This is a genomic window from Lentibacillus populi, assembly GCA_014642895.1.
GTDB classification, from domain to species: Bacteria; Bacillota; Bacilli; order Bacillales; family Amphibacillaceae; genus Lentibacillus_C; species Lentibacillus_C populi.
In genome coordinates this window covers 1-8,668 of the sequence record BMJD01000076.1, presented here as the reverse complement: position 1 = coordinate 8,668, position 8,668 = coordinate 1, and the positions used below count along the sequence as shown (strand labels likewise).

8 protein-coding genes and 1 riboswitch are annotated in these 8,668 nt (G+C 37.7%); of the genes, 5 read left to right on the top strand and 3 right to left on the bottom strand.

Annotated elements, in window-relative coordinates:
* The first annotated feature begins 346 nt into the window (after window positions 1-346).
* Window positions 347-1,333: an ABC transporter substrate-binding protein gene (locus IEX12_RS22280; RefSeq protein WP_088049847.1), complete on the top strand. Its 987-nt coding sequence runs from the start codon at window positions 347-349 to the stop codon at window positions 1,331-1,333.
* Window positions 1,334-1,434: 101 nt separating this feature from the next.
* Here IEX12_RS22280 and guaC read toward each other — a convergent pair whose 3' ends face one another.
* Window positions 1,435-2,418, bottom strand: a complete 984-nt coding sequence (gene guaC / locus IEX12_RS22275; protein WP_088049848.1) for a GMP reductase — start codon at window positions 2,416-2,418, stop codon at window positions 1,435-1,437.
* A 347-nt stretch (window positions 2,419-2,765) separates the two neighbouring features.
* A complete protein-coding gene (locus IEX12_RS22270; RefSeq protein ID WP_088049849.1) occupies window positions 2,766-3,704 on the bottom strand; it encodes a LysR family transcriptional regulator in 939 nt (312 codons plus the stop codon).
* A 127-nt stretch (window positions 3,705-3,831) separates the two neighbouring features.
* Here IEX12_RS22270 and IEX12_RS22265 point away from each other — a divergent pair, with 127 nt between their 5' ends.
* From IEX12_RS22265 to IEX12_RS22255, 3 genes are all read left to right on the top strand, one after another.
* Entirely contained in the window at window positions 3,832-4,410 is a 579-nt protein-coding gene (locus IEX12_RS22265; RefSeq protein ID WP_088049850.1) for a flavodoxin family protein, read from the top strand.
* Window positions 4,400-5,620, top strand: coding sequence for an MFS transporter (locus IEX12_RS22260; RefSeq protein WP_188725920.1), 1,221 nt, complete (start codon window positions 4,400-4,402; stop codon window positions 5,618-5,620). The genes IEX12_RS22265 and IEX12_RS22260 overlap by 11 nt, the downstream gene beginning before the upstream one ends.
* Window positions 5,621-6,062: 442 nt before the next feature.
* Entirely contained in the window at window positions 6,063-7,046 is a 984-nt protein-coding gene (locus tag IEX12_RS22255) for a Gfo/Idh/MocA family protein (RefSeq protein ID WP_088049851.1), read from the top strand.
* A 42-nt stretch (window positions 7,047-7,088) separates the two neighbouring features.
* On the opposite strand, the gene IEX12_RS22250 is transcribed toward IEX12_RS22255, so the two are convergent.
* Window positions 7,089-7,247, bottom strand: a complete 159-nt coding sequence (locus IEX12_RS22250; protein ID WP_155554966.1) for a hypothetical protein — start codon at window positions 7,245-7,247, stop codon at window positions 7,089-7,091.
* A 97-nt stretch (window positions 7,248-7,344) separates the two neighbouring features.
* A riboswitch (SAM riboswitch) is annotated at window positions 7,345-7,448 on the top strand.
* Between the two features lie 108 nt (window positions 7,449-7,556).
* Here IEX12_RS22250 and IEX12_RS22245 point away from each other — a divergent pair.
* On the top strand, window positions 7,557-8,291 hold the full coding sequence (locus IEX12_RS22245) for a phosphoadenylyl-sulfate reductase (protein ID WP_088049852.1): 735 nt from the start codon (window positions 7,557-7,559) through the stop codon (window positions 8,289-8,291).
* Window positions 8,292-8,668 lie beyond the last annotated feature (377 nt).

Genomic DNA, 8,668 nt, shown 5'->3' with positions numbered 1-8,668 from the left:
CAGCAAGCGACAGCGCGGTAGCCGAACAAGGTGTACAAAATGGGAGCGCCTGAAATATTGGTATGAAAGCAACGTCGAGAAAAACTTGACACATACTCTCCGCACAACTATTTTGAAAATATAGTTGACATAAATCATTTCTGTTTTTATAGTTATATTGTAACTGAAACTGATAATCATTATCAAGTGTGTTTTTCATTTAAATAAAAATAAATGGCTGTGCCCTCTGGAAATTTAATCAATGCACCGTTAAATTAGGCATACATATAGGCACCACAGCACTATTTGTTCACGTTTGAAACATGATTATCAATTTCCTGATTTACAGTTTATGAGGAGGATGGATATGAAAAGGTGGATTTTTCTAGTTAGTGCCATCATGCTTTTTTTATTAACCGCTTGCAGTGATGATTCGGGGGATGAAAATTCTGGTAAATCTGAGAACGATACAGAAAGAACCATCAAGATTGAGGATGGTATTGGGGAAAAAACAATTAAAGGGACACCGAAAAAAATTGTTGTACTGGAATGGTTCTATGCGGAACATTTGCTGGCATTAGGCATCCAGCCTGCAGGAGTACCGAATATTGATGAATACAATAAGTGGATTAATATTGATGAAGAATTGGCAGACAGTGTTCAAGATGTTGGTACACGACAAGAACCAAATCTAGAAGCGATTTCGCGTTTGAACCCCGATTTAATTATTGCAGCAAAGTTCAGACATGGGGAATTATTGGATCAGCTAAATAAAATCGCACCTACCGTAACCTTCGCACCCTATGGTAATGGATCCGAAAATCTACATGATGAGATGATGAATGAATTTAAAACAATAGCCAAAATTGTAGATAAAGAGGACAAAGCGAAGCAAGAAATTGCCGATTTGAATGCATTTTATGACGAACAAAAAGAACGTGTTGCTGAGCTTGGAATGGATGGAAAGGAATATATTGCAACATTGGCCTTTTCTGTGCAAAATTCTCCAGTTTTACGATTGTATACAGATAATTCGATTGTGGCACAGGTGATGAAGAGACTTGGTTTTAAAAACGCCTATCAAACCGAAAAACCGGAGCAATATGGATTTAGTGAAGTTGGTATAGAAGCACTTCAGAATTTCCAGAAAGATAATCTCCAATTCTTGTATATTGTGCAAGAAGATGATAATGTTTTTGAAAATCAGCTGAAAGAAAATCCTGTTTGGGAGAATTTAAGCTTTGTGAAGTCTGGTAATGTACATCAAATACCAGGGGATACCCCGGTTTTCGGTGGGGTATTGTCTGCCAAAGTTTTGGCTGATCAGTTAATAACTTCGATGCAGGAGGAATAAGAAATTGATTTTATCAGGATACAGGTACTTTTAAGGGATATGAAGAATAAAAAGCGCCAAAGAAGGAGGGATATCTCCCTTCTTTAGCTCTTTTACTTTTCTTAATAAACCTTATCCCCATTAAAAATGGAATTCTTCACCACAACATAGTCGACATTGCGGATTGCTTCCAGCTTGTTTCCTCCTGCATAAGAGATGGAGGACTGTAAATCCTGTTCCATTTCATTCAATGTATCCTGTAATGGACCCTTATAGTCGACAAACATTTTCTTGCCTTCTACATTTTTCTTTTCGCCTTTTTGAAATTCTGAGGCTGAACCAAAGTATTCCTTATAAAGCTTGCCGTCTTTTTTTACGGTTTCGCCTGGGGATTCTTCATGGCCGGCAAATAAGGAGCCAATCATGACCATGGAGGCACCAAAGCGGATTGATTTTGCAATATCTCCATGTGTACGAATGCCACCGTCCGCGATGATCGGCTTACTTGCAGCTTTAGCACACCATCTTAGTGCGGCTAATTGCCAGCCGCCAGTTCCAAACCCGGTTTTGATTTTCGTGATGCATACTTTTCCAGGACCAATGCCCACTTTTGTCGCATCCGCACCAGCATGTTCTAATTCCCTGACTGCTTCTGGTGTTCCAACATTTCCAGCGATTACAAAGCTGTTAGGAAGGTGTTTCTTAATATGCTGAATCATCTTAATCACTGAATCAGAATGCCCGTGAGCGATATCAATCGTAATGTATTCTGGTGACAGCTCTTCATCTGATAACTGTTCAATGAATTGATATTCTTCTTCCTTAACACCAACGCTTATCGACGCAAATAGTCCGCGTGCCTGCATATCTTTTACAAAAGCTAATCTTTTTTCAGGTGTAAACCGATGCATAATATAAAAATAATTATGTTCTGCCAAATAAAGCGCTATCTTTTCGTCGATAATCGTTTGCATATTTGCCGGTACTACCGGCAGTTTAAATGTATGTCCACCAAATGTTACTGCAGTATCACACTCCGACCGGCTATTAACAACACATTTTGCCGGAATTAGCTGGATATCTTCATAATCAAACACATTTTCCATGTTTTACACTCCTAAATACGAATATTAATTTTGGATTTAAAGTTATTGTTCGCCTATTGGTAATATAGCTTATTTTTGTTTGCGTGTCAAAGGTTTATGGAAGAGTAAATATTAATCGGCTGAGTAGCAATACTGTTCAAAACAGGACAATACTATCCAAAACGAATATAATACTGTCCAAATCCAAATAAATACTGTCCGAATCAGATGATGATATACAGCCATAAAAATAATGCCTCTTGGAAGGGTAAAGTGAAATGATGCCTAAACCACTTTACATTAAAAGTTTAGGCATTTCTAACAGATTCTAACATATGGTAATCCCTGCAACTCGATCTAGCTGTAACTTAAACATTTAGCTGCTGGTTGTTTTGTCCATTCATTTCCTTCATGTTTTCACCTTTAAGTGTCCTGCGAGTTAACTCAACAAAAGACATTAAGGGAACTGTCAATAGTTTATCCTTATGCCAAGCAATTTGCGTAAAAAGAGAAGGGGTAGAATGTTCCCACTTGAGTTCTTTCATTAGGCCGTGATTAATATCCTTTTCTACTACCATGGCGGGTAAAATAGCTATGCCAAGTCCGGCAATTACACATTGTTTGATCGCCTCGATGCTAACAAATTCAAATTGGTTAACAGGATACACATCGTCTTCACGCAAGGATTCTTCCAATATTTTACGATATGAACATCCTTTCTCGGTAAGCAGAAGGGTTTCTTGTTCCAAATCATAAGAGAAAACCTTCTCTTTATTTACTAAAGGGTGATCAGGCGAGGCAACCAATTTCATTTCATCTTGCATAAGTGGTTCTACGGTTAACGTTTCTTCTGTTTTTAATACATCCATAATAAAAGCTGCGTCGAGTTCCCCATTTAGGAGTTGTTCTTTAGCCATCTCATCTGAATGTGCAGGTTTAAAAATAAGTTTAACATTGGGAAACTGATCCTTAAATTCTTTTAATAAAGGAGGAAGTCGGTATGTGCATTGGCTTTCTTGCGCGCCAATGATAAGGGTCCCCGCTGGCTCTGTTAAGCCGCTGGTAACCAATTTGGCTTCCTCTGAAAGTGCAATCAATTTATCAGCATAATTTTTAAACTGACGTCCCGATTCTGTCAAATATAATTTTTTCCCTAAACGTTCAAACAACTGTGTATCTAGTTCCTTTTCAAGGGATTTAATTTGCGCAGTCACGCTGGATTGAGCGTATTTTAATCGTTTTGCAGTTTGTGTAAAGTTTAGATTTTCTGCAGCTGTCTTAAACGTTATTAGCTGTTTTATCTCCAATCTACTCACCTCTATAAATCGTAATTTCCGATTGAATTAATCAAAATAATCGTCTTTATTGATTAACAATTTAATTATAAGATATTAATAAAGAAACAGCAAACTAAAATGAAAGGGCGAATAAGTGATGACAGTTGCGGTTATTTATGGTGGGACAAGGGAATGTGGCAATACAGAGATTTTAACTGAGCAAGCAGTCCAAAATATATCAGTGGAAAAAATTTATTTAAAGAATTATCAAATTTCTCCTATAAAAGATCAACGACATACGGAAGGTGGGTTTCAGGATTTAAATGATGATTATAACTATATTTTGGAACGAATCCTATGCCATGACATTCTAATTTTTGCTACACCCATTTATTGGTTTTCTATGTCGGGAACAATGAAACTATTTATTGATCGTTGGTCGCAGACATTGAAAGATCCAAAGTATCCTTATTTTAAAGCTGCCATGTCTTCCAAAAAGGCATATGTGATTGCAGTGGGAGGTGATCAGCCCTTCCTAAAAGGACTTCCCCTCATTCAGCAGTTTCAATTTATATTTAATTTTATTGGAATGTCCTTTGAAGGATATGTACTTGGAAAGGGAAATAAACCTAATGAAATTGTTCAGGATAGAGAAGCAATAGTTGCTGCCTCTCAAATCCAAAAAACGCTAATCAGACAATTAGAGACAAATAGGAGGTACGAGAATGGTTTTTAGCATGTTAAAAACAAGTAACTTTCGTAATTTTTTCTTTTCGGAAATTATATATGCATTTGGAATAGGGATAAGTACGGTAGGTGCGAATTGGTATGTAATTGATCAAACAAACTCCACTGCAACTGTAGGATTCATGCTTGCCATTAATGTTTTAGCAGGATTTCTTATCTCTCCGATTATTGGGACATTAACAGATAAATTCAATAGAAAGGCCATTATTTTTGGGACTTATTTAATCCAAGCTGTAGCAGTAATAATCATTGCTTGTCTGCTTATATTCGACGGATTTAGGCTTGGATATCTTTACCTGTTTGCGATTGTAAATGGAATGGGGTGGACTACCTATATGTCTACATCCAGAAGTTTGGTGCAAGAGATTTTACCGGAAAGGGAATTGATAGATGGTAATTCATTAATTGAAATAAGTTTGCAAGTTGGCATGTTTACTGCAGGCGGTATATCCGGAGTTTTTTACCAATATGCCGGCTTTGAATTCATTCTTATTGCTAATTCAGCTGCATTTATTCTTAGCAGTATTTTCATTTCGAGGGTGAAACATAATTCGATCATAAGGGAAAATAAATATGAGCCATTTTACGCTAGTTTTAAAAACGGAATTAACTATCTGATTAATAAGCCAAAGACTTTCTTATTAGGTGTTGCAGCAATTGTTCCTTTAGTTGCTACAATGATGTATAATGTCATTCTACCTGAATATGTAAGCGAAACAGTACATGGTAGTTCCGTTGATTTTGGATTAGCAGATATGTTTTATGGAGTTGGAGGGTTTTTATCTGGTCTTCTCGCAGCCCCCCTTGCCAAAAAAATATCGAATAATGGAACAGTGACACTGTTTTTTCTCCTATCTATCGGTATTTTGTTTTCTCTGGCATGGAATAACTTTACACTGATTCTATTTTTAGGCAGTCTTCTATTCGGGCTTTGTAACTCGTCACTAAGAATATTAATGAACACTGCATTGATGGAGAACGTACCTAAGTCGTTTATGGGAAGGGCAATGTCCGTTTGGATGGCAATATCCCTGATGCTCCAGGCGGTTGTTTCCCCTGGTTTAGGTGTTTTAATCGATAGCTTTTCCCCTGGGGCTGGTTTTATCTGTTTGAGTAGTGTAATGATTATTGGATTTGTTATCCATCGGAGTGTAGTAAGAGCCAATTTAAGTAATATACAAAAAAGAATGGAAATATAAACCTTGACGAGGGTCATAGATTAATGTTAACAATCTAAAACATTATATTTAACGATTTAGATTTTCAAAAAGTCGCTGCCTTTCATTAGCGACTTTTTGAAAATCCTTTAATAAAAGAAAGTAATTTAACTAAAATTGCAAACCGTGAATTGAACTAATTACTAGAAGCATATTGCTGAACTAAAGCATAGCGTTGATTTAATAGGATCAGTAACAGAAGGATAATTTTCAGGCTTATTTTTTCCTGGCAATGGGTACGATCGCGAAGTGGCTGTTTTTCGGAGGGAGCGGTTACTATAGATCCGTTTCCTTCCATCGCTTCGCAGAAATCTGCTATAATAGTTATTGGAAAGTACGATAATGAAATTGGAAAATCCGGATGAAGCAGCTGTCGAAATGAAGCGTACTTCTGCGGATTAACAAGGAAAAAAGAAGGTGCGATATGAATTTTGGAACAATTGGTACGAGCTGGATTACAGCAGCATTTATTGAAGCGGCACAAGATGTAACGGATATGAGACTTACCGCTGTCTATTCGCGGTCAGAACAGAAAGCAAAACAATTTGCAGAGACGCACGGTGCATGTAATGTTTTTACGGATATAGAGGAAATGGCAGAAAGCGAACAGATTGATTGTGTGTATATTGCTTCCCCAAACGCATTACATTACGAACAGGCGCTCACGTTTTTAAACCATAACAAGCACGTAATTTGTGAGAAACCCATTTTTTCCAATATAACAGAATTGGAAAAAGCGTATCAAATTGCTGAAAAAAATGGTGTATTTTTAGTTGAAGCGATGCGTAATGTACATATGCCAAACCTGCTAGTACTAAAGGAAAGAATAGAAAAGGCTGGACAACTAAGGAATGTTGTCTTGAATTATGCGAAATATTCTTCCCGGTATGATGCAGTTTTAAATGGCGAAGAACCCAATATATTTTCATTACATTATTCAGGTGGGGCGCTAGTAGATTTAGGTGTCTATCCAATTGCAATAGCCATTTTCTTATTCGGAAAACCAGAACGGATTACCTATGCGCCAGTACTAATTCGGACAGGTGTGGATGGCAGTGGCACCCTTGTACTTAACTATTCGGATTTCACGTGTACGATCTTTTGCTCTAAAATTTCCACTTCCTATAATCCATCCGAAATTCAAGGGGAACAAGGAACGTTTACCATTGATGATATCGGTACGGTTGCTAATATAGCGTTCATTGATATTCACTCCGGACATAAAGAACGGATTGCCAGTAAGCATGAAGAAAAAGATATGTTTTATGAAATCGAACATTTCGTCCAAATGATCAAAACAAATAACCAAGCAGAATATAAAAGACTAAAACAATTAAGCTGCGATATCCTCACCATAACCGAAGCAGCTAGAAAAGAAAACAAAATAGTGTATAAAAATAAACAATAACAAAAAGTATCCATGTACTATAAAATGTAGGAAGAGCATCTCTCAGTTTGGGAATGCTCTTTTTGCATACCAGATATAATGGAACACACTCATTCGCCACTCGAACAAGGAATCTGTCCCCTCTTCACCTAGTGTCGGGCACTTCAGCTTTAATGCTGTATATAAGTTAGCTGCTGGGACGAGAAGTTTGTTCCGTGCCATTTCCAACCTCTGTGTCTAAAGACCTGTTTTTGTAAATAGTATTGACATAAGCTCTTATATAATATACAATTCCTATCAAAATAGTATGATTTGAGTTTTCTTATCAAGAGAAGTGGAGGGAAAGGCCCTATGAAACTTCGGCAACAGGTTACATGAAACGCTGTGCCAAATCCTGCAGGCTACATGTCTGGAAGATAAGAAGAGAACAGGTACCCGAAAACCCTCTTCTTATGCAGTAAGAAGGGGTTTTTGCTCTAGTTGAACACGCTACTTTCTTTTCAACAATCATTTTTACGGGAGGGAAGGTTAATGGGAAAGTTTTCGGTTACGTATGATCATTTCCCGGGTGATCCTTTTAAAAATTTTAATCCAGTTGATGACTCAAAAGGAGCATCTGCGGTAGTAGAATGGGCTTACGAGTCATACGGAAACAATGTTGTTTACGCTTGTAGCTTCGGTGCAGAAGGAGTTGTATTAATCGATCTAATTTCCAAAGTGAAAAAGGATGCAAAAATCGTTTTTTTGGATACGGGAATTCATTTTCAGGAAACCTATGATCTGATTGAAAAGGTAAAAGAAAAGTACCCTGATCTCAATATCCAACTAAAAAAACCGGATATAACTTTGGAAGAACAAGCAGCAGCTTATGGTTCTGCTTTATGGAAGCGAAACCCTGACCAGTGTTGTTTTATTCGGAAAATAAAACCGTTGGAAGAGGTACTGGACGGTTATCCCGCTTGGATATCGGGTCTTCGCAGAGAACAGTCTGCCGGTAGAAAACATACGGATTTTGTAAATAAGGATGACCGGTTTAAGTCCATTAAGGTTTGTCCGCTAATCCATTGGACGTGGGAAGATGTTTGGACATATATCAACGTAAACAACTTAGCATACAATGAATTACATGATCGTGGTTATCCAAGTATTGGCTGTATCCCTTGTACCTCCCAAGTTATTGATTCCAGTAATTCCCGTGCTGGCAGATGGGAAGGATTCAATAAAACAGAATGTGGTCTGCATACTTCCGGGAATAGCGCACAGTAGCTTTCCTTATACGTAACAGACAAGGGAAACGTTTATTTTCAAATATGAGTAAAACGATTAGTTTAATTATATTTATAACGTTTAAAAAAGAACAAAGGCGCAAGCGCCCGATTAGCGGCGTATATGCTGCGCCCTGCCAAGCAGGGTGGTTCGGTGTTGCCGCGCAAAGCGGCGGTTTTAACCGAACATTCTTACCGTAGGAGATAAAGGAAACACGACGACCAAAGGGAGTCGATGTTGACTTATCGTACGGAGGCGAGGGAAGTCCACTATAGCTTTAGCGCTGGAGCCGGACGTGGCTTACTCTGCTGAGAGCAGAATAGAGCCTAAATTTATATACTTTTGTATGAAAACACTTATCGAGAAAAGCCAATACA